General features: G+C 74.5%; 27 protein-coding genes. 14 read left to right on the forward strand and 13 right to left on the reverse strand.

The window, feature by feature from the left end; translation table 11 throughout:
* Positions 1-55 precede the first annotated feature (55 nt).
* From ACQRUO_RS12690 to ACQRUO_RS12700, 3 genes are all read right to left on the reverse strand, one after another.
* Entirely contained in the window at positions 56-325 is a 270-nt protein-coding gene (locus ACQRUO_RS12690) for a hypothetical protein (protein ID WP_428315940.1), read from the reverse strand.
* A gap of 187 nt (positions 326-512) precedes the next feature.
* Positions 513-857: a rodlet layer protein gene (locus ACQRUO_RS12695; protein ID WP_428315941.1), complete on the reverse strand. Its 345-nt coding sequence runs from the start codon at positions 855-857 to the stop codon at positions 513-515.
* 98 nt (positions 858-955) lie between these two features.
* A complete protein-coding gene (locus ACQRUO_RS12700; protein WP_428315942.1) occupies positions 956-1,300 on the reverse strand; it encodes a rodlet layer protein in 345 nt (114 codons plus the stop codon).
* On the opposite strand from ACQRUO_RS12700, the gene ACQRUO_RS12705 reads away from it, so the two are divergent.
* Positions 1,299-1,628, forward strand: coding sequence for a hypothetical protein (locus ACQRUO_RS12705; protein WP_428315943.1), 330 nt, complete (start codon positions 1,299-1,301; stop codon positions 1,626-1,628). The genes ACQRUO_RS12700 and ACQRUO_RS12705 overlap by 2 nt on opposite strands.
* A 9-nt stretch (positions 1,629-1,637) precedes the next feature.
* Positions 1,638-2,309 (forward strand): hypothetical protein, encoded by a 672-nt coding sequence (locus tag ACQRUO_RS12710; RefSeq protein WP_428315944.1) that lies wholly within the window; start codon positions 1,638-1,640, stop codon positions 2,307-2,309.
* Positions 2,310-2,428: 119 nt separating this feature from the next.
* Here ACQRUO_RS12710 and ACQRUO_RS12715 read toward each other — a convergent pair whose 3' ends face one another.
* From ACQRUO_RS12715 to ACQRUO_RS12725, 3 genes are all read right to left on the reverse strand, one after another.
* Positions 2,429-2,776 carry a hypothetical protein gene (locus ACQRUO_RS12715; protein ID WP_428315945.1) on the reverse strand — a complete coding sequence of 116 codons (348 nt, stop codon included), beginning with the start codon at positions 2,774-2,776 and terminating at the stop codon, positions 2,429-2,431.
* An 86-nt stretch (positions 2,777-2,862) separates the two neighbouring features.
* Positions 2,863-3,126 carry a chaplin gene (locus tag ACQRUO_RS12720; protein WP_428315946.1) on the reverse strand — a complete coding sequence of 88 codons (264 nt, stop codon included), beginning with the start codon at positions 3,124-3,126 and terminating at the stop codon, positions 2,863-2,865.
* Between the two features lie 49 nt (positions 3,127-3,175).
* Positions 3,176-3,418 carry a chaplin gene (locus ACQRUO_RS12725; RefSeq protein ID WP_428315947.1) on the reverse strand — a complete coding sequence of 81 codons (243 nt, stop codon included), beginning with the start codon at positions 3,416-3,418 and terminating at the stop codon, positions 3,176-3,178.
* Between the two features lie 386 nt (positions 3,419-3,804).
* On the opposite strand from ACQRUO_RS12725, the gene ACQRUO_RS12730 reads away from it, so the two are divergent.
* Together ACQRUO_RS12730 and ACQRUO_RS12735 are read left to right on the forward strand one after the other, a co-directional pair.
* A complete protein-coding gene (locus ACQRUO_RS12730; protein ID WP_428315948.1) occupies positions 3,805-4,044 on the forward strand; it encodes a chaplin in 240 nt (79 codons plus the stop codon).
* A 213-nt stretch (positions 4,045-4,257) separates the two neighbouring features.
* On the forward strand, positions 4,258-5,913 hold the full coding sequence (locus ACQRUO_RS12735) for an RICIN domain-containing protein (protein ID WP_428315949.1): 1,656 nt from the start codon (positions 4,258-4,260) through the stop codon (positions 5,911-5,913).
* 82 nt (positions 5,914-5,995) lie between these two features.
* Here the strand turns inward: ACQRUO_RS12735 and ACQRUO_RS12740 are convergent, their stop codons facing one another.
* Positions 5,996-6,391: a hypothetical protein gene (locus tag ACQRUO_RS12740; RefSeq protein ID WP_428315950.1), complete on the reverse strand. Its 396-nt coding sequence runs from the start codon at positions 6,389-6,391 to the stop codon at positions 5,996-5,998.
* Positions 6,392-6,471: 80 nt separating this feature from the next.
* Here ACQRUO_RS12740 and ACQRUO_RS12745 point away from each other — a divergent pair, with 80 nt between their 5' ends.
* The gene (locus tag ACQRUO_RS12745; RefSeq protein WP_428315951.1) at positions 6,472-6,987 is read left to right on the forward strand and encodes a GNAT family N-acetyltransferase; all 516 of its coding nucleotides are present in this window, start codon (positions 6,472-6,474) and stop codon (positions 6,985-6,987) included.
* Complete coding sequence (locus tag ACQRUO_RS12750; RefSeq protein ID WP_428315952.1) at positions 6,984-7,439, forward strand: hypothetical protein; 456 nt, start codon at positions 6,984-6,986, stop codon at positions 7,437-7,439. The genes ACQRUO_RS12745 and ACQRUO_RS12750 overlap by 4 nt, the downstream gene beginning before the upstream one ends.
* Positions 7,440-7,458: 19 nt before the next feature.
* Here the strand turns inward: ACQRUO_RS12750 and ACQRUO_RS12755 are convergent, their stop codons facing one another.
* The 6 genes from ACQRUO_RS12755 to ACQRUO_RS12780 all read right to left on the reverse strand — a co-directional run bounded on the left by ACQRUO_RS12755 (position 7,459) and on the right by ACQRUO_RS12780 (position 13,333).
* Complete coding sequence (locus tag ACQRUO_RS12755; protein ID WP_428315953.1) at positions 7,459-8,448, reverse strand: LuxR C-terminal-related transcriptional regulator; 990 nt, start codon at positions 8,446-8,448, stop codon at positions 7,459-7,461.
* Positions 8,449-8,565: 117 nt separating this feature from the next.
* Positions 8,566-8,769, reverse strand: coding sequence for a hypothetical protein (locus ACQRUO_RS12760; protein ID WP_428315954.1), 204 nt, complete (start codon positions 8,767-8,769; stop codon positions 8,566-8,568).
* A 152-nt stretch (positions 8,770-8,921) separates the two neighbouring features.
* Entirely contained in the window at positions 8,922-10,163 is a 1,242-nt protein-coding gene (locus ACQRUO_RS12765; protein WP_428315955.1) for an MFS transporter, read from the reverse strand.
* A 2-nt stretch (positions 10,164-10,165) separates the two neighbouring features.
* Positions 10,166-11,428, reverse strand: coding sequence for an ATP-grasp domain-containing protein (locus ACQRUO_RS12770; protein ID WP_428315956.1), 1,263 nt, complete (start codon positions 11,426-11,428; stop codon positions 10,166-10,168).
* Between the two features lie 93 nt (positions 11,429-11,521).
* Positions 11,522-12,910 (reverse strand): CoA transferase, encoded by a 1,389-nt coding sequence (locus ACQRUO_RS12775; RefSeq protein ID WP_428315957.1) that lies wholly within the window; start codon positions 12,908-12,910, stop codon positions 11,522-11,524.
* A gap of 93 nt (positions 12,911-13,003) precedes the next feature.
* Positions 13,004-13,333, reverse strand: a complete 330-nt coding sequence (locus tag ACQRUO_RS12780) for a hypothetical protein (protein ID WP_428315958.1) — start codon at positions 13,331-13,333, stop codon at positions 13,004-13,006.
* A gap of 318 nt (positions 13,334-13,651) precedes the next feature.
* Between ACQRUO_RS12780 and ACQRUO_RS12785 the strand changes: the two genes are divergently transcribed.
* The 8 genes from ACQRUO_RS12785 (at position 13,652) to ACQRUO_RS12820 (ending at position 23,192) form a co-directional block, all read left to right on the forward strand.
* A complete protein-coding gene (locus tag ACQRUO_RS12785; protein ID WP_428315959.1) occupies positions 13,652-14,698 on the forward strand; it encodes a TauD/TfdA family dioxygenase in 1,047 nt (348 codons plus the stop codon).
* Positions 14,695-15,417: an alpha/beta fold hydrolase gene (locus ACQRUO_RS12790; protein WP_428315960.1), complete on the forward strand. Its 723-nt coding sequence runs from the start codon at positions 14,695-14,697 to the stop codon at positions 15,415-15,417. Before ACQRUO_RS12785 ends, ACQRUO_RS12790 begins: the two co-directional genes overlap by 4 nt.
* A 7-nt stretch (positions 15,418-15,424) precedes the next feature.
* Positions 15,425-16,660: an ATP-grasp domain-containing protein gene (locus ACQRUO_RS12795; RefSeq protein ID WP_428315961.1), complete on the forward strand. Its 1,236-nt coding sequence runs from the start codon at positions 15,425-15,427 to the stop codon at positions 16,658-16,660.
* Positions 16,661-16,860: 200 nt separating this feature from the next.
* Positions 16,861-18,468: a condensation domain-containing protein gene (locus tag ACQRUO_RS12800; protein WP_428315962.1), complete on the forward strand. Its 1,608-nt coding sequence runs from the start codon at positions 16,861-16,863 to the stop codon at positions 18,466-18,468.
* Positions 18,469-18,474: 6 nt separating this feature from the next.
* On the forward strand, positions 18,475-19,206 hold the full coding sequence (locus tag ACQRUO_RS12805) for a phytanoyl-CoA dioxygenase family protein (RefSeq protein WP_428315963.1): 732 nt from the start codon (positions 18,475-18,477) through the stop codon (positions 19,204-19,206).
* 33 nt (positions 19,207-19,239) lie between these two features.
* Complete coding sequence (locus tag ACQRUO_RS12810; RefSeq protein WP_428315964.1) at positions 19,240-20,622, forward strand: hypothetical protein; 1,383 nt, start codon at positions 19,240-19,242, stop codon at positions 20,620-20,622.
* On the forward strand, positions 20,619-21,458 hold the full coding sequence (locus ACQRUO_RS12815; protein ID WP_428315965.1) for a hypothetical protein: 840 nt from the start codon (positions 20,619-20,621) through the stop codon (positions 21,456-21,458). Before ACQRUO_RS12810 ends, ACQRUO_RS12815 begins: the two co-directional genes overlap by 4 nt.
* A gap of 3 nt (positions 21,459-21,461) precedes the next feature.
* Positions 21,462-23,192: an asparagine synthetase B family protein gene (locus ACQRUO_RS12820; protein ID WP_428315966.1), complete on the forward strand. Its 1,731-nt coding sequence runs from the start codon at positions 21,462-21,464 to the stop codon at positions 23,190-23,192.
* Positions 23,193-23,479: the final 287 nt, after the last annotated feature.

A 23,479-nucleotide genomic window follows, 5' to 3' on the forward strand; every position in this document is an offset into this window, starting at 1 on the left:
CAGTGAGGGGGGGGGGGAAGGGCCGCCCCCCTCACTGCTGTGCCGACGTCAGCGATCAGTGCTTCCAGCCGTCGATGTCCACCTGGTGGCTGCCCTCGCCGCCGGTGGCGTCGTCGGTGGCCCAGTGGGCACCGTCCGCTGCGGTGTGGACGTGGGTGGTGCTCGCCCAGCCCTCGCCCCAGCCGGCCGCGAAGACCGGGTCGGCGCTGACCACGCCGCCACCGTTGCCGCCGGTGGAGACGTGGGCGTAGGCCGGGGCGGCGATGCCGGCGATCATCATGGCGCCGGCGATGACGGCCGCGGCCCGGCCCAGCGTGCGCTGCATGGTGGTTTCCTCTCGGTGTACTGCTCGGGGTACGGAAGGTGGCAAGGCCAGAGCGGGGCCGGGAGGAGTCCTCACCGGCCCCGCTGGTACTGCTCCTTTGGGTCAGGTACTGCTCCGGAGGGTCAGGTGGGGCCCGTCAGCGGGCTCCGGGCGGGTGCCCGGCCGTGCGGCCGGGATCACGCCAGGGTCAGCCGATCAGGTGGCTGACGCCGGAGTCGCCGCTGCTCTGGGTGTTCTGGCCCACGTTGCAGATCTGCTTCGGCTGGTTGTTCAGAACCGGAACCTCGACCGGCACCGCGACACCGATGACCGCGACCGCGATGTTGTGGACCTCGGGCAGGCAGATGTTCGGGTTGTCGAGGGTGTGGAAGTTCGGGCTCTTGTCACCCACGGTCCCGGTCGCGTTGGTGCCGCCGCTGCCCTGGACGGAGGCGGCCGAGCCGTCCGAGTCACCGATGGCCAGCGCGGGAGCAGCGGTCATGGCCAGCGCGGCGGCAGCCATACCGGCGGCGGCGAGGGACTTCTTGAGCATGGTGGTTCCTCTCTGATGCTTCTTCAGAAGATGTGGATGGTGTGGAACTTGCTGGTGGTGCGGGTGCTGCCGATGGTTCTGATGGTGCGGCCTGCAGGTCAGCCGACGAGGTGGGACACGCCGCCGTCGCCGGTGCTCTGGGTGCCCTGCCCCTGGGTGCAGTACATGTGGCCGCCGCTGTTGGCGATCGGGACCTCGACCGGCACCGCCACGCCGAGGACGGCGACGGCGATGTTGTGGACCTCGGGCAGGCAGACGTTGGGGTTGTCCAGGAAGTGGAAGTTCGGGCTGTGGTTGCCCATGGTGCCGGTGAAGTTGGTGCCGCCGTTGCCCTGGACCGAGGCGCCGGAGCCGTCCGAGTCGCCGATGGCCACGGCCGGGGCGGCCGAAGCGGCGACGGCGGCGGCGACCATGCCGACCGCGGCGAGCGTCTTCTTGATCATGAGAAATTCCCTCTCTGATTTGCTTTTCTGCGGGCTGGCATGGCCGGCCTATCGGCAGTCCGGGGCGGCTGATCCGCGTGCGATCAAGCCGTCGTCTGCGGCGACATGGATATCAAAGAGCGGCGGCGCGGAAAGTTACGCGGGTTCCCCGGAAAAATTCTTCGCCGACTTCCGCGGCGGCCTTTGGAAATCCGATTACTACTCCGTTGGGGTAAAACAGCCCGCGTGCCCCGGTGCCCGCGTCGTCGAGGCGTCGTTGAGGCAGATTGGCCTCGGCTGTATTCGTCAGCGGGGTGGCTGTCCGGAAGCTCTCGAAAAGATCGGGTAGGGAACACTGATGAAGCTCACCAAGCGGACCGGGGCGGCGCTGCTGGCGGCGGTCGGGGCCTCGGCGGTCGTCGGCCAGGGCGTGGCCAGCGCGGCGACGCCGATGACGCCGTCCCAGGTGGCGGCGGTCGAGGACGCGCTGGCGAAGAAGTCCGTGCCGATGGCGATTCCGCTGGAGACGGTCAGCCAGGCGGCGCCGATGCTCGGCCTGGGCGGTGCGGTGCAGGGCAGCGTGCCGGCCTCGCCGGTGCTGCCGCCGGTGCCGGCGGAGCGGGGCCCGCACGACGTGGTGGCGGACAAGGTGGTGCAGCCGCTGAACTTCAGCACGGTCGGGCCGCGGCTGGACACGGGCCTGGCCCTGCCGGGCACCGACGGCCTGCAGCCCGGCAACCTGAACCTGGCCGCCGCCGACGACCAGCTGAGGGCGTTCGGCCCGGCGGTCGGCCTCGGCCACCCGGTGCAGATGGTGGAGGGCGCGGACGGGAAGCTGACGGACGGCTCGCTGGCGTCGGGCGACCTCGACCCGCGCCTGATTCCGGCCGCGGTCTCCGCGGTGCCGGGCGCCAAGGCCGAGCTGGGCGGTCCGCGGCAGGACGCCTCGCTGGTGCAGCAGGTCCAGGACCTGCTCACCACCACCAGTGCGGCGGCCGCGGAGGCGCCCGGCCTGCTGCCGCAGGGTTGACGGTTTCCGGACGGGACCGGCCCGGTGCGGACTCACGCACCGGGCCTTGGCCTGTCGGGGGTCTGTCGGGCCGCTGCCGGGTCGGGGCCGTTCAGGCCGTTGCCGGGTCGGCCGGCCGCTCAGCCCGGCAGCGCGTGCAGCAGCAGGCCGACGCCCGGCAGGTCCTTGGCGTCGCCGGTGCTGCTCAGCTTGTCGGTCAGTGAGGTGCTCTTGATCGGGCGGCTTCCGGGGTTGTCGGGCTTCACCGCGACCCCGTTGCTCAGCGGGTCGAAGCCGGTGCCGCCGTACGGGTAGACCGTCAGGTCCTTCACCGGGCCGGTGAGGTAGCCGATCGAGTTCGCGGCCGCAGTGGCGTCGGTGGGCTGCAGGTGCAGCGCGCCGGGCGCGGCGACGGCGGCCGGCGCCGGGCCGAGCAGCAGCGCGGCGCCGAGCGAGGCCAGCAGTGCGCCGGTGGTCTTCGGGTTCAACGAGGGCTCCTTCCAGACGGCACTGCCCCTCGGACAGCGAGGTCCGAGGGGCAGTGGGGTGCGTGACTTCCGCTGCTCAGCCGTGCTCAGCAGTCGTCGTCGTGGTGCTCCTCGACGTTCGCGCAGGTGTTGCCGAAGGCCGGGTTCAGCAGGCCGATCACGTTGACGGTGTTGCCGCAGAGGTTGACCGGGATGTGGACCGGAACCTGCACCTCGTTGCCGGACAGCACGCCGGGGGAACCGACGGCGGCGCCCTCGGCACCGGCGCTGGCGAAGGCCGCGCCGGCGCCGCCGACCACCAGGCCCAGGGCGGCGCTGGAGAGTACGGCGAGCTTCTTCGCGTTCTGCATGGGATTCTCCTTGGTCAGGAAGGGCCGATCAGCCCTGGGTGGGGTGGGCTCAGCCCGCGTTGACGCAGGTGTTGCCGAACGCCGGGTTCAGCAGGCCGATCACGTTGACGGTGTTGCCGCAGACGTTGACCGGGATGTGGACCGGCACCTGGAGCAGGTTGCCGGACAGCACACCGGGGGAGTGCGCGGCGACGCCCTCGGCGCCCGCGCTGGCGGCGGCGACACCGGCACCGCCGAGCAGCAGGCCCGCGGCGGCCGTGGTGAGCACGAGGGTCTTCGAGAACTTGCGCATGGGGGTAATCCTCCGTTGATTTCCCGGTGGTTCGTCGGGTGCTTCTTCCCGGGCCATCGGGCAAAACAGGAATGGCGGCCGAGAGGTTCCGGTCGTCCGCCGAATATCACTCAGGCGGGCGATCGCCCGGAATCTGCGTGCTGTTCCTGCGGTACGCACGGATCCTGCGGAACCTGCGGTTGCGTAGGTGGTGCGACTTGCGTGGTGCTGCGTGGTGAAGCGGCTTCGGTGGGAGAACGACCGGCGGTGCCGTTGGAAACGGGGACGGCGATTCGCGCGTCCCGGATACGTACGAACGGGTGATAGGCGGTCCGCGCACGCAACCGCGGCGGCCGGGCCTCGTTGCTGATCATGCACGCTTCGTGCTCAGCAACTAGGAGACTCACATGACCATCAAGAAGGCTGCCGCTGTCGGCGCCGCCGTGGCCGGCCTCGTGGCTGCCGGTGCCGGTACCGCCATGGCCAGCTCCGGTGCCGAGGGCGTCGCCGCGGGTTCTCCCGGCGTGGCCTCCGGCAACCAGGTCCAGGTTCCGATCCACATCCCGGTCAACGTCTGCGGCAACAGCGTCGACGTGATCGGTGCGCTGAACCCGGCCTTCGGCAACACCTGCGCCAACGAGGGCTGAGCCGTTCCGCGCTGAGCCGCCGTCGGCCGTCCCCTCCTCCTGGGGCGACCGGCGGCGGCTTCGGCATGCCCGGTCGGCGCCGCGACCTGGACCCCGACGGACATGAGGGTGCCTCAAGTTCCTCTGTCGCAAGCCTTGTTGCACTACTTGTCAGTACCTACCATGTGAACCCGCTCACCGCACCGCTCCGCCACCCCCACCAAGGAGTCATGCGTGATCAGGCGACACACCTCAGGTCCCCCCACCGCGCTGCTGGCCGTCGCCGCGCTGGTCGCCACCCTCGGCCTGGCCGTCGGCGCCCCGCAGGCCGGCGCCGCCACCGGCACCCCCGGCGCGAGCCCGCGGGCCGCGCTGCCCGGCGCCGTCGTCTCGCTCGGCGACAGCGCCATCTCCGGCGAGGGCGCCGGCACCGACACCAACGACGGCTACTTCGCGGGCACCGACGGGCCCACCGACTACTGCCACCGGCACCCGCAGTCGGAGATCTTCGACACCGGCCTGGCCGGCATCACCGGCATCGACCTGGCCTGCTCCGGCGCCCAGACCGGCGACCTGGTCAGCGACCCGACGCTGGCGAAGATCACCGGCGGCGGCAGCGGCGACTTCGGCGAACCCAAACAGGACGCCCAACTCGCCCAGACCGCGGCCAAGTACGACGTCAAGATGGTGGTCGTGACGATCGGCGCCAACGACGACCTCGACTTCAGCGGGCTGATGGAGAGCTGCCTCGGCCAGTACTTCCCGATCCCGAAGTCCACCGGCTGCCGGGACACCATCGGCAGTGCGGCGATCAGCCAGCGGGTCGCCAACGTGATCCCGAAGGTCGAGGCGGCGCTCACCGACATCCGCCAGACCATGCGGAACGCGGGCTACGCCGACGGGTCGTACCAGCTGGTCTCCCAGTCGTACTTCACCCCGTTCACCCCCGACATCCGCAGCAACGACTACGCGACCAAGGTCGCCCAGGGCTGCCCGGCCTTCCCGGAGGACATGGCCTGGGGCCACAACTGGGTGGTGCCCACCTTCGACGACGGGCTCCGGCAGGCCGCCGAGGCGGTGCCGGGGGTGCGGTTCCTGGACCAGCGCCGGGTCTCCTACGGCCACGAGGTCTGCGCGGAGTGGACCACCTCGCCGTACGAGTACACCAACGGCGACGTGATCGACCTCTCGGAGAACACCCGCAACGGCTGCGACGACTCGATCGGCATCCTCTCGCTCTGCGAGAACGAGATCCGGCAGTCCTTCCACCTGCGGGTGGCCGGGTACAAGGGTGAGGGCGCCTGCCTCGGCGAGTTCTACGGCGAGCCGGCCCAGCAGGAGGCGTACTGCACCCTGGACCAGGCCGACGGCACCACGATCATGCCGCTGAGCCCGGGGCAGCCGTTCGGCGACGTCCCCGAGGACGGCGCCTGGTACCAGCTGACCAACGCGGCCACCGGCCAGGTGCTCGACCTCTCCGGCGGCGGGACCTACGGCGACACCACCGACGGGAGGCTCGCCATCAGCTATCCGGCGGACGGCGGCCTGAACCAGTCCTTCGTGCTGGAGGCCAAGACCGGCGGCAGCTACGAACTGGACTTCAGCGGCAACCGGAACATGTGCCTGGACGCCACCGGCGCGGCCACCACCGCCGGCACCCGCCTGGAGCAGTGGAGCTGCAACGGCGGCGGCAACCAGCACTGGCTGGTCGAGCCGGCCGGCAACGGGCAGTACCAGCTCGCCGACTCGCAGAGCAGCGGCATGGTCGCCACCGTGAGTGCCGACCGCGACGCCCAGAACAACCCGGTCGTCGAGCTGGCCGCGAACTCCGGCGCCCCGGCCCAGCTCTGGCAGCTCACCAAGCTCGGCATCGTCTACCTGCACGGCTGACCGGGCCCGTCGTGCCGGTGAGGGGAAGTCGACCCGATCGACTTCCCCTCACCGGTCGCTGAAGGCGACCCGGATCAACAGCTCAGATCCGCGACTCGTAGTAGCCGCTCTCGAAGACCGTCCCGCACCGGTCCTCCGGCGCGTCGGCGTGCTCGAAGACGTGCACCAGCACCGGGTGCCCGGTGTTGTTGGTGTAGAGCCGGAAGGCCCCGTTCGAGCCCTGCATCTCGCCCCAGCCCACCTGCACGGCGTTGGCGCCCTCGCCGACGAAGGCGGTGTAGATGTTCGGCCCCGGGGTGTACGCCCCGACCCAGAGGTAGCCGCCCGGCTGGATCTCCATCGGCGGGCCGCACTCCAGCGAGCCGGAGTACGGCTCCTCGCAGGCCCACGGGAGGTGCTGCAACACCGTGTCGGCGTGCGCGGGGGTGGCACAGGCCAGCGCGGCGGCCGTGCAGAACAGAACAGCGGTCTTTCGCATCATGTGATCTGTATCTCCAGCGGGGCCTGAGCAGCCGTCACTCCCTGCCGATTCGCACCCGGACGGCCTACCGTGGCCTGGTGATCACCACCGCGCGCCTGCGCCTGCGCCCGCTGAGCACCGCCGACGTCGACTGGTGGGTGGAGCTGCACGCCGACCCCGAGGTCGCCCGGTTCGTCGGCGGCTACACCCGGGAGCAGGCGGCCGCCCGACTGGCCGCGATCGAGGAGCAGTGGGAGCACCGCGGCCACGGCCTGTGCGCCGTCGAACTCGTCGCCACCGGCGAGGTGATCGGCCGCAGCGGGCTCAACTGGTGGCAGCAGTTCGACGAGACCGAGGCCGGCTGGACCCTGGCCCGGGCCCACTGGGGCCACGGCTACGCCACCGAGGCCGCCCGGGCCGTGCTGCACTGGGGCTTCCACGACCTCGGTCTGGAGCGGATCACCGCGATGATCCACCAGGGCAACGACGCCTCCACCGAGGTGGCCCGCCGCCTCGGCTTCACCCCGCTGCGCGAGGACGTGCTGGCCGGCAAGGCGATCACCGTGCACGCGCTGGACCGCCCGGCCGCGGCGACCGGCCCGGTCGCCCGGTGAGCAGCCCTGCCGCGGTGCCGCTGCCGTACGCCGTGCGCGGGGTGCGGGTCCACTCGCGGCAGCCCGTCGGCGCCTGCGCGCCGCTCTTCGGACGGGTGGAGCTGGACTTCGAGCCGCTGCCCGCCGGTGCCGAGCCGGCGGTCGCGTTCGCCTGCACCTCGATGGGCTTCACCCGGCCCCTCACACCCGACCCGGCCCCCGCATACGAGCAGGCCCTGGCCGAGGGCGTCCTGCTGGAGCTCGCCGCCGCCGACCCCCGGCACCCCGACGCGCGCAGCGGCACCCCGGTGGTCGCCCGGGCCGTGGTCCGCGCGCTGCTCTGGCACTACACCGACAGCTGCGACCGCACCTTCCGCGCCCTCGGCGCGGTGGCCGTCCGCGAGGCGCTGGCCTGCGTCGCCGAGCAGCGTGCGCCGCGGCTGATCGACACCCGGGTCCGCGCCTTCTACTGACGGCCACCGGGGTCGGCGGTCACCGGGAAGCGGGCAGCCAGCCGTCCTGCACGGCGTGGACGCCGGCCTCGAAGCGACTGCCGGCGTCGAGGACGGTCATCAGGTTGGCGACGATCCGGCGGGCCGTGCGGTGGGAGACGCCGAGCCGCCGAGCGATCGCCTCGTCGGTGAGGCCGCCGGCGAGCAGGCGCAGCGCCTCGGCCTCCTGGTTGGTCAGACCGGTCTCGGTGCGGACCTGGTGCGGGGTCCAGGGCGTGGCCCGGGCCCAGATCTCGTCGAAGAGCGCGCAGAGCGCGGTGACGGTGCTCTTGCCCTGGATCAGCATCGCCCCGGTGGCCGCGTCGCCGGTGTCGGTGGGCAGCACGACGGTCCGCCGGTCGAAGATCACCATGCGGATCGGCAGGGCCGCCACCGTGCCGACCCGGGCGCCCTGGTCCGCCAGCCACTGGACGTGGTTGGTCGTCGGCTGGTCGTTGCGCAGGCTGTCCAGGTAGACGGTCCGGACCTGCACCCCGCGCTCCAGCAGCCGGGAGTTCGGGGCGCGGCTGGCGAGCAGGTCCTCCTCGGTGTGCGCGCCGCCGGGAGCCAGCGTCATGATCTCCCGCTCGGTCTGGGCGCTCAGCTCGGCCAGCCGCGAGCGGATCGCGGCGATGCCGGTCAGCTCCTCCCAGTCCGTCTCCGCGTCGCGGCAGACCTCGGTGTACTGGTGGAGCAGCAGGGTGGCGGCGGCCTGGGAGGCCTCGATCTGGCGCCGCAGCTGGGCCAGCTCCTGCTGCTGGCCGGCCAGCAGCACCCCCACGCTGCGGATCGGGCTCTGCACCCGGTACTCGTCGGCCTCGGGCGAGCGGTCGACCAGCGCGAGCGCGCTCAGCCGCTCCAGCGACTTCAGCAGCTGCTCCCCGTCGATGCCCAGGCGGTCCGCCAGCTGGTCCAGGCGGTCCTGCGGATGCGCGAGCATCTCGCGGTAGACCTGCTCGGACACGGCGTCCAGGCCGAGGGCCTCGAACACGGTACCTCCTGGGACGGGCGGACTCCCGCATGGGCGGAGAAGCATCCGGAAGTGTAACGCCGCTGGTCGGATGCTCTCCGGGGCCCGGCGAGCCCGGCCCAGCCGGTGCTGCCGGGCTCAGTGGCCCCAGGTCACGTCCAGGGCGACGACGCCGGTGTCAACTGCCGCGCTGGTGTGGGCGGCGGGCTGCTGCGCACCGCCGAGCGAGACGCCGGCCGCCACCGCGAGGGCCGCCGCGGCGACCGCGAGGGACATCACAGCGGTCCGGGCGGCACGCTTGGCGGCGGTGGCGTTCTCGGCGGCGGCGGCGATCAGGCGCATGTCTTCTTCCTCAGGGCTTCGGTTCCGTCTGCGGGTACGCGAACGACGCTAGTCAGCCAAGGTGGGGCGGGGGGAGGGGTGACGGTTGGACGCAATGTGCCATGGCCCGTTGCGTCCAGCATGCGGTGGGGGAAAAGTCCGCTTATAGGCCGTCAGGTCGGGCGGTCGGGCCGTCGGGTCCGGGGCACCGCGTAGGGTCCGGCCAGTCCGGCCAGCAGGATCAGCCCGGCGAAGAGCAGCCAGCCGGGCAGCCCGAGGGAGAGGCACAGGTAGCTGACCAGGGCCTGCGAGACGGCCCGGCCGAGCCCACCGCCCATCGAGTAGAGGCCGAGGTACTGGCCGGTCGATCCGGCCGGCGCCAGCCCGAAGCTCAACTCGTAACTGCCGGTGACCCAGTAGATCTCGCCCAGCGCGTTGACCACCACGGCGAGCAGCAGCACCGCGATCTGCACCGGCGTCGCCAACCCCGGCAGCACGGCCATCAGCACGAAGCTGGCGCTCATCACGGCGGCCCCCAGGGCCAGCAGCCGGGCCCCCGAGCGCAGCCCGCCCACCCGGCGGGCCACCCGCATCTGGAGGGCCACCACCAGGGCGGTGTTGAGCGGGATCATCGTCGCGACGACCCAGTGCGGCACGCCGGTCCGGGCGAAGACCCAGAGCGGCAGCACGATCGGCAGCACGGGGTACTGCAGGCTCAGCACGCTGTTGATCAGCACGAAGCGCAGGTAGGTCACATCCCGCAGCGAGGCCCAGCCCTTCCCGGAGGCCTTCCCCAGGGTCGCCGGGACCTTCGGCACGGCGAGCACCATCAGGGCGCAGAGCGCGAACGAGGCCGCGTTCCCGAGGATCAGCAGCAGGTAGCAGAGCCTGCTCCCGGTGCCGAGCACGACCCCGGCGGCGGCCCCGCCGACGAAGAACCCGGCGTTGGTCACCGAGCGCAGCTGGGCCTTGAGCCGGGCCGCACTCCGTTCGGAGAGCGCCTGGATGAGCGGCGCGCGGGCGGCCGAGCTGGCGGAGCCCGCCACGGACGCGGCCGTGGTGACGGCGGCGAAGCTCCAGAAGGAGCCGACCAGGGTGAACGAGCACATCGCCAGCGCCTCGGCCAGCAGCGCCAGGACGTACACCCGGCGCGCCCCGAGGCGGTCGGCGAGGTGACCCACCGGCACCCCGCTGCACAGCCCGATCAGCGAGCCGACGGAGAGGCCCAGGCCCACCTCGGTCTCCCCGAGGCCGAGGTAGCGGACGAAGAAGATGGCACTGCTGACCAGGTACATCCCGGTGCCGACGGCGTTGACCAGGCTCGCCCGGTAGAGCGCCCGGCCGGGGCCGCGGGCCGGGAGCGCCTCGGCGGCCCAGGCGGCCGCCCGGCCGCGCGGCGCGGTGGTGAGCGCCATGCTCAGCCGCCCAGCGGGCTGGTGACCGCCGGGCTGGTGATCACGGCGTCCCGGAACCAGTCGGCCAGCTCGTGCATCCGCTGCTCCAGCGCGGTGTCGTCGTCGGCCGTCAGCAGGGCCTTGCCCGCCATCAGGTGGGAGCCAGCGGTGAAGTCGGGGACCTCGGCGCCCTCGGTGAGCGCGAGCCGGACGGCGGTGCAGCCCGGCCGGTCCAGCACCTGCTGCTCGGTGGGCATCCGGTCGATCCGCCCGGCCGGGGCGGCGAGCTGGACGAAGCCGCAGGCCGGGCGGCGGGTGGCGGGCGCGGTGGGGGTGCCGGCGGGGAGGCCGGAGGGCAGCTGCAGGACGGCGCGGGCGAACTCCTCGACCAGGTCGACGCCGAAGGCGTGCGCGTTGACGTCGGGGATCATCCCGCCGCCGATCCGCCCGGCGCACTCGCTGAAGACCAGCCCGGCCCGGCCGTCGAACGCCTCCAGGTGGAAGACGCCGTCCCGGTGACCCAGCGCGTCCAGGGCGCGGACCACCAGCTCGCGGGCCCGCCCGTACAGCTCCGGCCGGTCGGCGGGGTCGAGCGCCACCGAGCCGATCACCCCGCCGGAGCGGACCGAGATCACGTTGTCCAGGTAGCGGGAGACGCTGAGGAAGAGCAGCTCGCCGCCGCGCACCACGCCGTCCAGGTGCAGCTCGGCGCCCTCGACGAACCCCTCGACCAGCCAGGGCCCCGAGCCCGCGCCGGGGCGGTCCGCGGCCAGCAGCGCGGCCAGCTCCTGCGGGGTGCGCAGGGCGAAGGTGTCCCGGGAGCCGGCGTCGGCGAGCGGCTTGACCACCAGCGGCCCGGTCCAGGCGCCCTCGGCCAGGTCACCGAGCCGGCCGACCACCCGGCAGTCGGCGACCGGCAGGCCGGCGGCGCGGATCAGCCGCTTCTGGACGAACTTGTCGCGCAGGGCGATCGCGGTCTCGACCGGCAGCACCTGACGGCCGGTCAACCGGGCCAGCGCGGCGGCCGTCACCAGCGACAACTCGTGGATGCTGCAGACGGCGTCGAACCCCGCGGGGTCCACCCCGGCCCGGGTGAGCCCGGCGAGCACCGCCTCCAGGTTGTTCGCGTCCGTGACCAGCACCAGGTCCGCCGCCGCACTGTGCGCCGAGGCCCGCCCGAGGTCCTTCGCCGTGACGGCGCTGACGACCCGGCAGCCGAGCCGTTCGAACGCGGCCACGGTCTTGACGTGCCAACCTATGCAGAGGACCGCGGTCTTGCCTGCCATGCGTACTCCTGACCATCCCTGTTCGGTGTTACCGGCGTTCTGCGCCCTTATGGCGCCACTGACGGGCCGCCGGGGACCCGTCCGGTGTCGGCCCTAGAGCCACTCCGGTGCGTCCGCGCCCTGGGGGCCGACCGGGCGGGACCAGTCGCGGGGGCCGCCGTCCAGGTGGACCGGGGAGAGGGCGTAGCGCAGCAGGCCGAGTTCGGTTGGGCGCTCGGCGGTGGAGTCCGTGCCGCTCTCGCCGCGGGGCGGGGGTGTTGCGGTGACGGGCTGGCGCAGCAGCCAGGCGGCGGTCTGGGCCAGCGAGAGCTCGGCCCGCCAGCCGCCCCCCTCGCCGGTGCGCCGGGTGACGGCGCGCAGGACGGCGGCGGCCAGCAGGTAGCCGGTGGCGTGGTCGAGGGCCTGGACCGGCATCGCGCCGGGGGCGCCGTCCGGCGCGGCCTCGATCGCCGCGATGCCGCAGGCGGCCTGCACGACGCTGTCGAAGGCCCGCCGCCCGCCCCACGGGCCCCGGCGGCTCCAGGCGCTGAGCGAGGCGACCACCAGCTGGGGCCGGCGGGCGAGCAGCGCGGCGGCGTCCAGTCCGAAGCGGTCCAGCGCGCCCGGGCGGTAGCCGGTGACCACCACGTCGGCGCTCGCCAGCAGTTGTTCGAAGGTCTCCCGGTCCCCGGGCGCGGCCAGGTCGAGCAGGCAGGAGCGCTTGCCCAGGTCGGTGTCCAGGTGCTGGGCGGTGAGCTCGGGCAGGTGCGGGCTGTCGATCCGCAGCACGTCCGCGCCCAGCAGGGCCAGCGTGCGGGTGGCCACCGGCCCGGCGATCACCCGGGTGAGGTCCAGCACGCGCAGCCCGGCGGCGGGCAGCAGCGGTTCGCGCGGGCAGGGCGGGAGCGGCACCGGCGGGGCGTCGCCGACCCGGTCCAGGGCGAGCAGCGGCAGCGCGGCCACCGCGGCGCCCTGCTCGTGCGCGGCCCACGCCTGCGGCGTGCGGACGGCCACGGCCAGGCCGCCCTGCGCGCTCACCGCGTCGGCCAGCTCGTCGGCGGTACGGGCCGCGACGGCCTGCCCGACCGCCTCGACCGACGCGTCGGACGGCAGCCCCAGCGCGGCCAGCAGGCGCTGCTGGTGGTGGGGGTAGTTGGTGTGGGTCCGCACCCAGCCGTCCGAGCTGCGCCAGAACCGCGACAGCGCGGCCCAGCTGACCTGCTCCGCGCCGTCCAGCCGCAGCGCCCGGTCGCTGGCGAAGGCCGTCGCGACGGCGCCCGAGTCCACCACGGCCCCGGGCCGGGGCCCGCCGCCCCGCACCGCCGCCAGCTCGGCCGCCGCCAGCGCGGCGGCACCCACGCTCGCCTCCGCGAGCGCGGCGACCTGCAGCCGCGAGGGCAGCAGCCCGTCCGGGCCGGTCCAGCGCACCGCGGCGGTGTGCTCCGGGGCTCCGCCCAGGAGCGCCCACGCCTCGTCGAGCAGTTGCTGCCGCAGCTCCGGCATCGCGTCACCTGTCCTTCGACTATCGAGATCACCAGCTTGGCCACCGTCCGCGGCGCTGAGAAGCGCGCCGCTCTGGACGGAACCGGCCGTGGACTATTCGGGCCAGCCGCCGGGCGGTCCGCCCAGCAGCCGCTCGTAGAACGCGCCGACCAGCGGGGCTTCGCAGGAGGCCAACTCCAGCTCCAGCAGGGCCGGGTCGGCCGCCAGGGCGCGCCGGCACAGCAGGCCGGCCGCCCGTTCGGCGTCCGCCAGCCGGGGCGCGCGCAGGAACATCCCGACGACCGCGGCGCCGGGCCCCAGCGGGTGCACGACCGCGTGCTCCAGGCCGTCGTCGGCGCTTGCCTGTGCGCGCACCGAGGCGAGCAGGCCGCCGGGCACGGTGCTGCCGGGCCGCGCGCGCAGGGTGGCGTGGACGAGGTACATCCCCCCACCGTTGCAGCCTGACGGCCGATCACAAAACCCGGCGCCCTGGCCACTTGTGACCAGGGCCGGAAGCGTCCAGCGGTGGCCCGGGCGGGTGCTGGACAGTGCGCCGCGGACGTGTCTAGGGTCTGCTCTCGTCCCGGTGCGCGGTGCGCCCGGGCGGCCGGTCGCTCCCCCTGGCGCGGGAGCCCGTGGGTCGTGGCGGCCCACGCCGAGCCGATCTCCCCTCGCAGTCGACCTGTCCGACCCGGCTCTCCGGGCTCTGATGCTCGATGCCCTCGACGGCCGAACCTCGAAATGCGGTGTGCCATGGATCATGTGAACTCCCGTGCAGGACAAGCCTGGTGGGGCAAGGAGCTGGCGGACGAGCCGGAGGCCTGGCGGATCGCCGTGCCCCCGGAGGTGGCGGCCGAGCTGCTCGCGGCAGCCCGTGCGGCGGTGGCCGCCGGCCGCCGCCCGGATCTGGACGCCCCCCGCCCCACCTCGCTCGGGGCGAGCGAGGCCTTCGCGGCCGAGCTGGGCGGGCGGCTGGCCGGCGGGCCCGGCTTCGTGGTGGCCACCGGCTTCCCGGCCGCCGGGCTGGACCCGCTGGAGTACGAGATGGCGTACTGGCTGCTCGGGCTGCTGCTCGGCCGTCCCGTCTCGCAGAGCGGCAAGCGCGACCTGCTCGGCCGGGTCGAGGACCGCGGCGCCGACATCTCCAGCCCGGTCCAGCGCGGCTACGAGAGCTCGGCCGGCCTGCCGTTCCACGTGGACCGGACGGACGTGATCGGGCTGCTGTGCGTGCGGCCCGCCGCCTCCGGCGGCCTGAGCCGGGTGGCCTCCTCCCGCCTGGTGCGCGACCTGCTCGCCGCCGAGTGGCCGGACCTGCTGGCGGAGCTGGAGCAGCCGCTGCCGCACGACCGGCGCGGCGAGGAGCAGCCCGGCGAGCAGCCGTGGTCGGGCATCCCGGTGTTCAGCGAGACCGGGGGCGACTTCGCGACCAGGTACGTGCGCCGCTTCATCACCGGCTCGCAGCGCCACCCCGGCGCGCCCCGGCTGACCGAGCGGCAGATCGAGGCGATGGACGCGCTGGACGAGATCCTGGAGCGGCCGGGCCTCTCGCTCGACATGGAGCTGCGCGAGGGCGACCTGCAGCTGCTCAACAACTTCCACATCCTGCACGCCCGGACGGCCTTCGCCGACGGCGGCGGCCGCGGCCGGCTGCTGCTGCGGCTCTGGCTGGCCTTCGCCGACAGCCCCGAACTGCCCGAGCACTACGCCGCGCTGTACGGCGCGACGGCGGGCGGCAGCTACCGCGGCGGGGTCTGGCCGGCCGGTGGCGCGCCCGCGCAGCTGGGTCGCCCGGTCGCCGCGCTCGGATGACCGCCGGCCCCGGTGCCCGGCCCGCCCCGGAGCTGGCCGCCGTCGACCGGGTCGAGCTGATCGCCTGGGAGACCCGGCCCGGCACGGCCGTGGGCCGCTGCGCCCCCGGCTCCATGCTGCTGCTGCACGGCTTCGGCGACGACAGCAGCCGGCTCCACCCGATCGGCGAGGCGCTCTGCCCGGTTGGCGGCACCGCGCTGCACCCGACGCTGCGGGCGCACGGCAGCAGCCCCGCCCCGGCCTGGGGCTACTCGCCGCTCGACTTCGCCGCCGACGTGCAGCGCGTGCTGGATGTGGCGCCGCAGCCCCTGCACGTCGTCGGGCACTCCTACGGCGCGCTGGTGGCCGCCGTGCTGGCGGTCACCCTCGGGCCACGGCGGGTGGCCAGCGTGGCGCTGCTCGACCAGGCCTTCGAGTCCCTGCCGGAGCGCTACGCGGCCGACGAGTGGGCCGAGGCGAGCTTCCTCAAGTGGGCCTACGACTACCGCCACCTGGTGGACGCCGCGCTGGCGCTGGGCATCCCGGTGCTCTCCGTGGTCGCGGCGGACAGCCGGGTGGTGCCCGCGGCCGAGCGGGCCCGGACGGCCGCCCGCCGCCACCCGCTCCTCCGTACCGCGGTCACCGCCGGGACGCACACCTCCTTCCTGCGGGAGTCGGCGGTCGGCCTGCTCGCCGACTTCTACCGCGACGCCTTCGACGTTCCTCCCCCCACCCTGTGAGGTAGTCATGCAATCGAGCTCCGCCGTCCTGCACATCGGCTGGATGGCCCGGGCCGTGGCCGCGCTGGTCGCCACCGGACGGCCCGTCACCTGCGCCGTGGCGCCCGGCGACGCGGCCGCCGCCCGGGCCGCCGGCGCGCGGGTGCTGGTCGTGCCCGACCCGACCAGCACCACCGACGTACTGGCCGCGCTGGCCCGGCACGGCCTGGCGGTCGCGGACTTCCGGGCGGTCTGCAGCGGCCTGGAGTTCTGCCTGCTGAACGCCGCCGCCGTGGCGGCCGTGGGCGGGGGCGGCAGAGCCGACGTCCACCGGGCGTTGGCCATGCGGGACAAGTACGTCCAGAAGCAGGCCGTCCGCGCGGCCGGGATCGACACCGCCGGCTGCGCCGTGCTGGACGACCTGGGCACGGCCGGCCCGCCCGACCTCGCCTTCCCGCTGGTGCTGAAGCCGCTCGACGGCGGCGGGGTGCGGGACACCCGGGTGCTGGCCGACGCCGCGGCACTGCGCGCCGCGGCCGCGGCCGCCCGCGCGGCCGGCGCCTCCGGCCCGTGGCTGCTGGAGGAGTTCGTCCCGGGCGCCGAGTTCAAGGTCGACGGCCTGGTCCGGGACGGCGAGATCCGGCTGCTGTCGGTCTCCCGCTACCTGCAGAACCTGATCGAGGTGCGCCAGGGCGGCCTGGTCGCCCACGTGGTGCTCGAGCCCGAGCGGCACCGGGAGCTGTACGCGGGCGTCCACGCCGTCGCCGCGGCCGCCTTCGAGGCGCTGGACCACAAGGACGGGGTCTTCCACCTGGAGGTGTTCCAGCACCCGCAGGACGGGCGGATCGTCTTCGGCGAGTGCGCGGCGCGGGTGGGCGGCGGCCGGACGGACGAGGTGGTGCGGCGGCGCCACGGCGTCGACCTGCACGCCGAGTGGGCCCGCTGGGCGCTCGGCCTGCCGGCCGGGGAGCCCGTCGCCCCCACCGTCGCCGACGGTGCCGCGATCGGCGGGATGAACCTGCCCGCCCCGCCGGGGGTGGTCACCGCCGCGCCCACCGTCGAGGAGGTGCTGGGCCGCCCCGGCGTGGTCTACGCCGAGGTCTCGCTCGCCCCCGGCGCCGTCATGCCCGACACCACCGCCGGCTCCAACCTGCGGGCGGGCCTGGCCGTGCTGACCGGGCGGGACGAGGCCCAGGTGGAGCAGCGCCTGCGCGAGCTGGCCGCCTGGTTCACCGACCGCGTGGTGCTCGCCCCGGCGCACTGACGGCGCCCCCGGCTGACGGGCGGTCAGCGCGTGGACGGAAGGGTCCACGGCCGCATCGGTCCACCGCCCGACCCTTCTCCCGGCGCCGCGGCGCGACCAAGGTAGAGGTCGGCGGGAGCGGCCAGGCCCCCCGCCCACCTCCCTGAACCACCCCCACCCCCACCCTCTCCCGCTCCCCACTCCGGTCGAGGAGACGACCCTTGCCCTCACCCCACGAGGAGACCCGCGCCCTCCTGCTCCAGATCCACCGCGAGGTGCTGGAGCGTCCGGAGGTGGGTCCCGACGACAACTTCTTCGACCTCGGCGGCAACAGCCTGCTGGCCTTCCGGGTCATCAAGCTCACCGCCGAGCGGCTCGGGGCCCGGCTCTCGGCCCAGGCCGTCTTCACCGCCGCCACCATCGGCGAGCTGGCGCAGCGGCTGACCCCGGTCGACCGGGCCCCCGCCGCCCCCGTGGGGGTGGGCGCGCCCCGCGCCTCCATGGCGCAGGAGTGGGCGGTGCTCTCCGCCGTGCACGACCCGGACGCCCCCACCCTCCAGTTCCACGCGGTGTACCGGGTCCGCGGGCCGCTGGACACCGGGGCGCTGCGCGCCGCGCTGCAGGCCGTGCTCGACCGGCACCCGGCGCTGCGCACGGTGCTGCGGGTGGACGGGGAGACGGTGCGCTCGCACCTGCTGGACGCCACCGCCGAGCCGGCCGTCGAGGAGCTGGGCTGGCTCCCCGAGCCGAGCCGGGTCACCGAGGCGCTGCTGCTGCTCGACCACGAGGTCCGCCGCCCCTTCGACCGCACCAGGGCCCCGCTGCTCCGGGCCCACCTGGTCCGCCTGGCCGACCGGGACCAGCTGCTGGCCCTGGTCCTGGACCACGTCGCGGCCGACGGCTGGTCGCTGGACCTGCTGGTCGCCGACCTCGGCGCCGCCTACCGGGCCGCGCTCACCGGCGAGCCGGCCGAGCTCACCGAGTCCCGGCCGTACCAGCGCTGGGCCGCCGAGCAGTGGGAGCGCCACCGCACCGGCCGGCTGGACGAGGTCGCCGGCTACTGGAAGGGCCGGCTCGGCGCGGACCCGTCGGCGTTCGCCGTCCGACTGCCCGGCTACCGGGCGGGCCGGGGCCTGAGCGACCCGGCGAGCCTGCGGCTGCGAGTCCCGGCGGCGGCGGTCAGCGCGCTGGAGGGGGCCTGCCGCGAACTGCGCAGCACGCCGTACTGCGTGAGCATGGCCGCGCTGAAGGCGCTGATCGCCCGGCAGACCGGGAGCCCGCGGGTCACCGTGCTCACCACCGCCGCGAACCGCCTGGAGCCCGAGTACCAGGACACCGTCGGCTGGTACGCCAACGGGGTCTTCCCGACCACCGACGTCGAGCTGGGGCTGAGCTTCCGCCGGCTCGTCGAGCGGGTCCGGGGCACCGCGCTGGCGGCCACCGCCCACGGCGACCTGCCGGCCTGGTACGTCCGCCGCCGGATGTGGCCCTCGGTGCCGGCCGGGTTCCGCAAGGACCCCGGCGTGTACTTCATGTTCAACGAGCTGTGGGGCCGGGCCCTGCGGTTCGACGGGGCGGAGGTGGAGCCCGTACCGCTGGAGGAGACGGCGGACTCGCCGGGCCTGCACATGTGGCTGCTCCAGGACGGCCCCGCGGTGGACCTCACCGTCCTGCACTACCGCTCCGAGTACCCCGAGAGCTACGTCCGCGAGTTCGCCGACGACTTCCTCGCCGCCGTCGGCGCGCTGGCGGCCGCACCCGACCTGCCCGTGGGCGAGGTGCTCGACTCCCTCGGCCACCGGCCGCCCGTCATCCCGTCAGAAAGCTGAGCCACCGTGCCCACCATCGACATCGACACCTACGCCGCGGACGGCTACCACACCCTCCCCGGGCTGCTGCGGGCCGAGGACACCCGGCGCGCCCTGGAGTTCTTCGACGCCTTCGACGCCGCCGAGCAGGTGGCCGCCGGCTACGAGGCCGAGTACGACCAGGCCGACGGCCTGCGCCGGCTGCGCAAGCTGCGCCGCCTGCTGTGGAACGACCCCGCGCTGTGGGGTCCGATGCTCAACCGCGCCGGGGTCACCGAGCTGGCCCGGACCGTGGTCGGCGAGAACGCGGCGGTGGTCTTCCACGCCGCCTTCCTCAAGCCCGCCCTGGTCGGCACCGAGGTCGCCCTGCACCAGGACCAGGCGCTGTGGACCTACACCTACCCCAAGGCGTTCAGCGTCTGGACGGCGCTGACCCCGGTCAGCCCGGCCAACGGCGGCCTGTTCGGCTGCCCCGGCTCGCACGCGGGCGGCACCCTCGAGCACCGCGACCGCCCGCACTACCGCTGGCACGCCTGCCTGGACGTCGCCGAGGACGGCCTGAGCGAGCCGGTGCAGTTCGAACTCGCCCCCGGTGACGGCGTGATGTGGGACCGCCACTTCGCCCACGGCAGCGCCGCCAACACCTCCGCCGACGACCGGCGCGGCATGGTCGTGGTCTTCGCCGACGCCTCTGACCCCGAGTTCCGCGCCAAGGACAGCTTCCCGATCGCCGACCTGGCGGCCCTCGGACGCGACTGACCGCCCACCAGACGAGCAATCCAGGAGATCCCTGTGACCTACATCATCGACAGCACTCTGCGCGAGGGGATGCAGTCGGCGCACGGCCGGTTCACCCTCGACCAGAGCGTGGAGATCACCAAGCTGCTGGTGGCCACCGGGGTGGACGCCGTCGAGTGCGGCCACCCGGCCGTCAGCTCGGACGAGCTGCTCCGCGTCGCGGCCGTGGTCGAGGCCGCCGGAGAGGTGCCGGTGCTGGCCCACGCCCGCGCGCACCGCGGCGACATCGAGGCCGTGGCCAAGACCGGTGCCGCCTGGGTGGGCATCTTCCTCGGCATCAACGACGTCTCGCGCCGCTCGCGGCTGCCCGGACGCGAGCTGGCCGAGCTCTACGCGATGGTCGAGGAGTCGGTCGGCCACGCCCGCGCGCTCGGCCTCAAGGTGCGCTTCACCGTGGAGGACAGCAGCCGCACCGAGAGCGAGGAGCTGCTGGAGGCGTACCGGATCGCGGCCGCCGCCGGTGCCGACCGGGTCTGCTTCGCCGACACCCTGGGCGTGCTGGAGCCGGACGGCATCCGCGAGCGGATCGCCCGGCTGCGCACCGCCTGCCCGGACACCGACATCGAGGTCCACCTGCACGACGACCGCGGCCTGTCGCTGGCCAACGCCCTGGCGGCCACCGACGCCGGCGCCGCCTGGATCTCCACCTCGGTCAACGGCCTGGGCGAGCGCGCCGGGATCACCGACTACGCCGCCCTGGTGGTCAACCTCCAGTACCGGGGCAGCCGCCCGATGACCGACGGCACCCTGATCAGCGACCTGAGCCGGCGGGTCGGCGCGTACTCCCGGTCGATGCCGGACCACCGGCGGCCGGTGGTCGGCCGCGACGTCTTCCACCACGTGGCCAAGCTGCACGTGGCCGCGATCGAGCGGGAGCCCGACGCGTACGAGTGGGTGAACCCGGCCACCGTCGGCCGGACCGCCAGCGTCGGCCGCCCCGCGCTCTCCCCGGAGCCGATGGACTGGGTGGTGGACCCGCAGGTGATCTCCGCGACGGAGCTGCGGCACCACCGCCACGGCCCCGGCGAGCGCTACGTGCTGGTCGACAACCGCTTCGTCGCCGGCGCCGAGCAGTACTGCATCGCGCGGCGGGTGCCGCAGCTCGACGACTACGGCGCCGGGCACGTCGACACCCACGTGCACCACTGCGACAGCCTCTTCGTCTTCCTCGGCGAGGAGGAGGGCTACCGCGGCCTGTCCGTCGAGGTGACCCTCGGCGACCGGGTCTTCCCGCTGGCGAGCCCCGCGAGCGTCTTCATCCCCGCCGGTGTGCCGCACGGCTACCGCGTCCTCGGCGGCGCCGGCACCTACCTCAACCACGTCCTCGCAGGCGACTACAACTCCAGCCTGCTCGATTCGATCGGGAGCGACCGATGAGCATCCAGACCGAGCACCGTCCGACCGCCGACCGGCTTGCGGGCGAGCAGCCGGCGGGCGACCAGCTGACGGAGAACCAGAAGGCCGAGGCCTGGGACCTGATCGGCTCGCTGTTCTGGGAGTCCGGCCGCACCACCGCCAAGCCGAGCGACGAGGAGATCGGGCTCTTCACGGCGGGCATCGAGCCGGGTGACCGCTGTACCGTCGTCGGGGCCTCCACCAAGGACCTGGTCGAGGCGCTGATCGCGCTCGGCGCCGAGGTGACCGTCCTCGACTTCTCCGAGCGGATGTGCGCCGACCTGCGCGCGGCGCTGCCGGCCGGCTCCTGCCGGGTGCTGCGCCACGACATCACCCGCCCCGCCCCGGCGGAGCTGCGCGGCACCCAGCGGTTCGTGCTCAACGACCGCCTGGTGAACCGCTTCAGCGAGACCGAGGCGCTGCGGGGGATCGAGGGCATGCTCGACCTGCTCGCCGACGGCGGCCAGCTGCGGGCCTCGATCAAGCTCGGGCTGTACCCGATGGACGAGCGGATGATCGAGCTCGGCACCGAGCGCGGCTGCGTGGCGACCTTCTTCGACGCCGCCGAGAAGGTGATCGACTTCGGTGCGGCCGGGGACGTCCTCACCGACGCCCTGCTGCCGCACGGCGACATCGCGCCGGAGCTGCTGCTCCAGTGGTACCGCGGCCGGGGCCGCGAGCAGCGCTTCGACCACGAGGACATCGTCGCGCTGCTGGGCCGGGCCCGGGTCGCGGAGCGCGGCCTGGAGCTGCTGGACGCCGAGGAGTTCGGCCAGGCGCCGAAGACCCGCCTGTACCGCGCCGCCGCGGGAGCCTGACCCGTGTGCGGAGTCGTGGCGGTGTGCCTGGCCCCCACCGGGACGGGGGCCGGGCCGCGGGCCGACCAGCTGGCCGAGGCGGGCATCCGACGGTTGCTCCACCGGGGCCCCGACGGCCACGGGGTGCACGGCGACGCCGACTCCGCGGTGGCGATGTGCCGGCTGCGGCTGCGCAGCCGGCCTGGGGACCGGGTGCCCTTCCGGGCCGAGCCGGGCGCCCCCGCCCACGCCTTCAACGGCGAGGTGTACGCGGTGGGTCCCGACGCCTGGGCCGGCACCGGGCCGGTCACCGTGCCCGCCGGCGGCCTGGACGAGGCGGAGGCGGTGGCGGCCCGGCCCGCCCCGGCCCTGGACGGGATGTATGCGCTGGTCCGGCGGGAGCCGGACGGCAGCGTCGAGGTGACCCGCGACCCGCTCGGCATCAAGCCGCTCTACCTGCGGCGCCACCCGGACGGGGTGGCCGTCGCCTCCGAACTGCCCGCGCTGCTCGACATCTTCGGGCCCGCCGAGCCGCGCCCCGAGGCCGTGGCGCAGTTCCTGCTCCTCGGGCGGGTGGTGGACGGCGGGACGTTCTTCCGCGACATCGAGCCGGTGCCGCCGGGCGCGCGGCTGCGGCTGAAGGAGGGCCGGGTCCAGCGGCTCGACTCGGCCGCCCGGCCGGCTGCCGGCCGTCCGGCCGAGGACCGGCAGGTGCCCGGCCCGGCGCAGCTGCGGGCCGCGGTGGCCCGCGCGGTGGAGCGGGTGCTGGTCGCCGACCGCCCGCTCGGGCTGGCCCTGAGCGGGGGACTGGACTCCACCGTGCTCGCCGCCGAGCTCTCGCTGCGCGGCGTCACGGACCTCGCCACCGTGAGCGTGGTGCCCCGCGGCACCGGCGACGGGGCCACCGACCTCGCCGCGCTGCGCCTGCCCGGCACCGCCTGGCGGAGCTGGCGGCACACCTTCGTCGAGTTCGGCCCGCAGGACCTGCTCGACGGGGTCGCCGACGCCGTCCGGGCGCTCGGCGAGCCGACGGCGATGACCAGCGTGCCGATGTACGCCGCACTGGCCCGGCTGGCCCGGGCGAGCGGCATCGTGGCGCTGCTGGTCGGCGAGGGGGCCGACGAGCTGTTCGGCGGCTACCGGAGCTACCTGGGGCTGGCCGAACTGGCCGATCCGGCCGACTTCTACCTCTCCCCGGCCCGAGCGGAGCTGGTGCGCACCCTGCTCGGCGAGCCGGCCTGCGCGGCGGCCCGCACGGCGGCCGGGGCGGCGCTGCCGCCGGCGGACGGACGGCCGGCCGCGGAGGTGGTGCGGGAGTTCGAGTACGTGCACAGCCTGGAACCGCTGCTGCGCCGGGCCGACCACCTGCTGATGGCCCAGGGCGTGGAGGGGCGCACCCCCTTCCTGCACGGCGGCCTGCCCGCGCTCGCCACCGCGCTGCCCTTCGACGCGCTGGTGCACGGAGGGCAGACCAAGGTGGCGCTGCGGCAGGCGTACGCGGCCGAACTGCCGCACTTCGCCGAGGAGGTCAAGAAGCCCTTCCGGGCCCCGGTCGCCGACTGGCTGACCGGCCCGGCAGCCGCCCGGGTGTACGCCGAACTCACCGGCCACCGCGCCCGGCTGACCGACCTCGGCCTGTCCGCCGCCGGCCTGGACACCCTGCTCGGCCGCCTGGCCGCAGGAGAGGCACCGGCCGTCGAACTGGCCTTCCCGCTGCTCACCCTGGGCGCCTGGCTGGCCTGGCTGGACCGCTAGGGCCAGCCCGACCGGGCCCACGCCGCCGGGCTCCACCCCCGGCCTCCAGCCGGGAGGCACCCGCCGCGGGCTTCGCGCCGCTGGCCTCCGGCCCTGGCCGTTGGCCGCTGGCCTTACGGGTTCACGGCCTTGGGGCCTCGCGGACCCGACCCAGACCCTCGGCCCCCACCTCCGGCCGCAGGATCCCGACCTCCGGCCCCCGGACCTCCAGCCCCCGGACCTCCAGCCTCCCACCGCTGGGCCCCGGCCTCCAGCCGGGAGCCCCGGCGGCCCGGCCTCACCTTCGG

This window comes from Kitasatospora sp. LaBMicrA B282 (assembly GCF_050325825.1).
In the GTDB taxonomy this organism is placed as follows: domain Bacteria; phylum Actinomycetota; class Actinomycetes; order Streptomycetales; family Streptomycetaceae; genus Kitasatospora.

Bases quoted from the DNA above. Each gene is read 5' to 3' on its own strand.
- ACQRUO_RS12775 (WP_428315957.1), bottom strand. From the start codon at position 12,910: ATGCCGGAGCTGCGGCAGCAACTGCTCGACGAGGCGTGGGCGCTCCTG.
- ACQRUO_RS12705 (WP_428315943.1), top strand. From the start codon at position 1,299: ATGAGAAATTCCCTCTCTGATTTGCTTTTCTGCGGGCTGGCATGGCCG.
- ACQRUO_RS12725 (WP_428315947.1), bottom strand. From the start codon at position 3,418: ATGCGCAAGTTCTCGAAGACCCTCGTGCTCACCACGGCCGCCGCGGGC.
- ACQRUO_RS12700 (WP_428315942.1), bottom strand. From the start codon at position 1,300: ATGATCAAGAAGACGCTCGCCGCGGTCGGCATGGTCGCCGCCGCCGTC.
- ACQRUO_RS12695 (WP_428315941.1), bottom strand. From the start codon at position 857: ATGCTCAAGAAGTCCCTCGCCGCCGCCGGTATGGCTGCCGCCGCGCTG.
- ACQRUO_RS12790 (WP_428315960.1), top strand. From the start codon at position 14,695: ATGACCGCCGGCCCCGGTGCCCGGCCCGCCCCGGAGCTGGCCGCCGTC.
- ACQRUO_RS12760 (WP_428315954.1), bottom strand. From the start codon at position 8,769: ATGCGCCTGATCGCCGCCGCCGCCGAGAACGCCACCGCCGCCAAGCGT.
- ACQRUO_RS12710 (WP_428315944.1), top strand. From the start codon at position 1,638: ATGAAGCTCACCAAGCGGACCGGGGCGGCGCTGCTGGCGGCGGTCGGG.
- ACQRUO_RS12815 (WP_428315965.1), top strand. From the start codon at position 20,619: ATGAGCATCCAGACCGAGCACCGTCCGACCGCCGACCGGCTTGCGGGC.
- ACQRUO_RS12720 (WP_428315946.1), bottom strand. From the start codon at position 3,126: ATGCAGAACGCGAAGAAGCTCGCCGTACTCTCCAGCGCCGCCCTGGGC.
- ACQRUO_RS12780 (WP_428315958.1), bottom strand. From the start codon at position 13,333: ATGTACCTCGTCCACGCCACCCTGCGCGCGCGGCCCGGCAGCACCGTG.
- ACQRUO_RS12795 (WP_428315961.1), top strand. From the start codon at position 15,425: ATGCAATCGAGCTCCGCCGTCCTGCACATCGGCTGGATGGCCCGGGCC.
- ACQRUO_RS12740 (WP_428315950.1), bottom strand. From the start codon at position 6,391: ATGCGAAAGACCGCTGTTCTGTTCTGCACGGCCGCCGCGCTGGCCTGT.
- ACQRUO_RS12730 (WP_428315948.1), top strand. From the start codon at position 3,805: ATGACCATCAAGAAGGCTGCCGCTGTCGGCGCCGCCGTGGCCGGCCTC.
- ACQRUO_RS12770 (WP_428315956.1), bottom strand. From the start codon at position 11,428: ATGGCAGGCAAGACCGCGGTCCTCTGCATAGGTTGGCACGTCAAGACC.
- ACQRUO_RS12765 (WP_428315955.1), bottom strand. From the start codon at position 10,163: ATGGCGCTCACCACCGCGCCGCGCGGCCGGGCGGCCGCCTGGGCCGCC.
- ACQRUO_RS12690 (WP_428315940.1), bottom strand. From the start codon at position 325: ATGCAGCGCACGCTGGGCCGGGCCGCGGCCGTCATCGCCGGCGCCATG.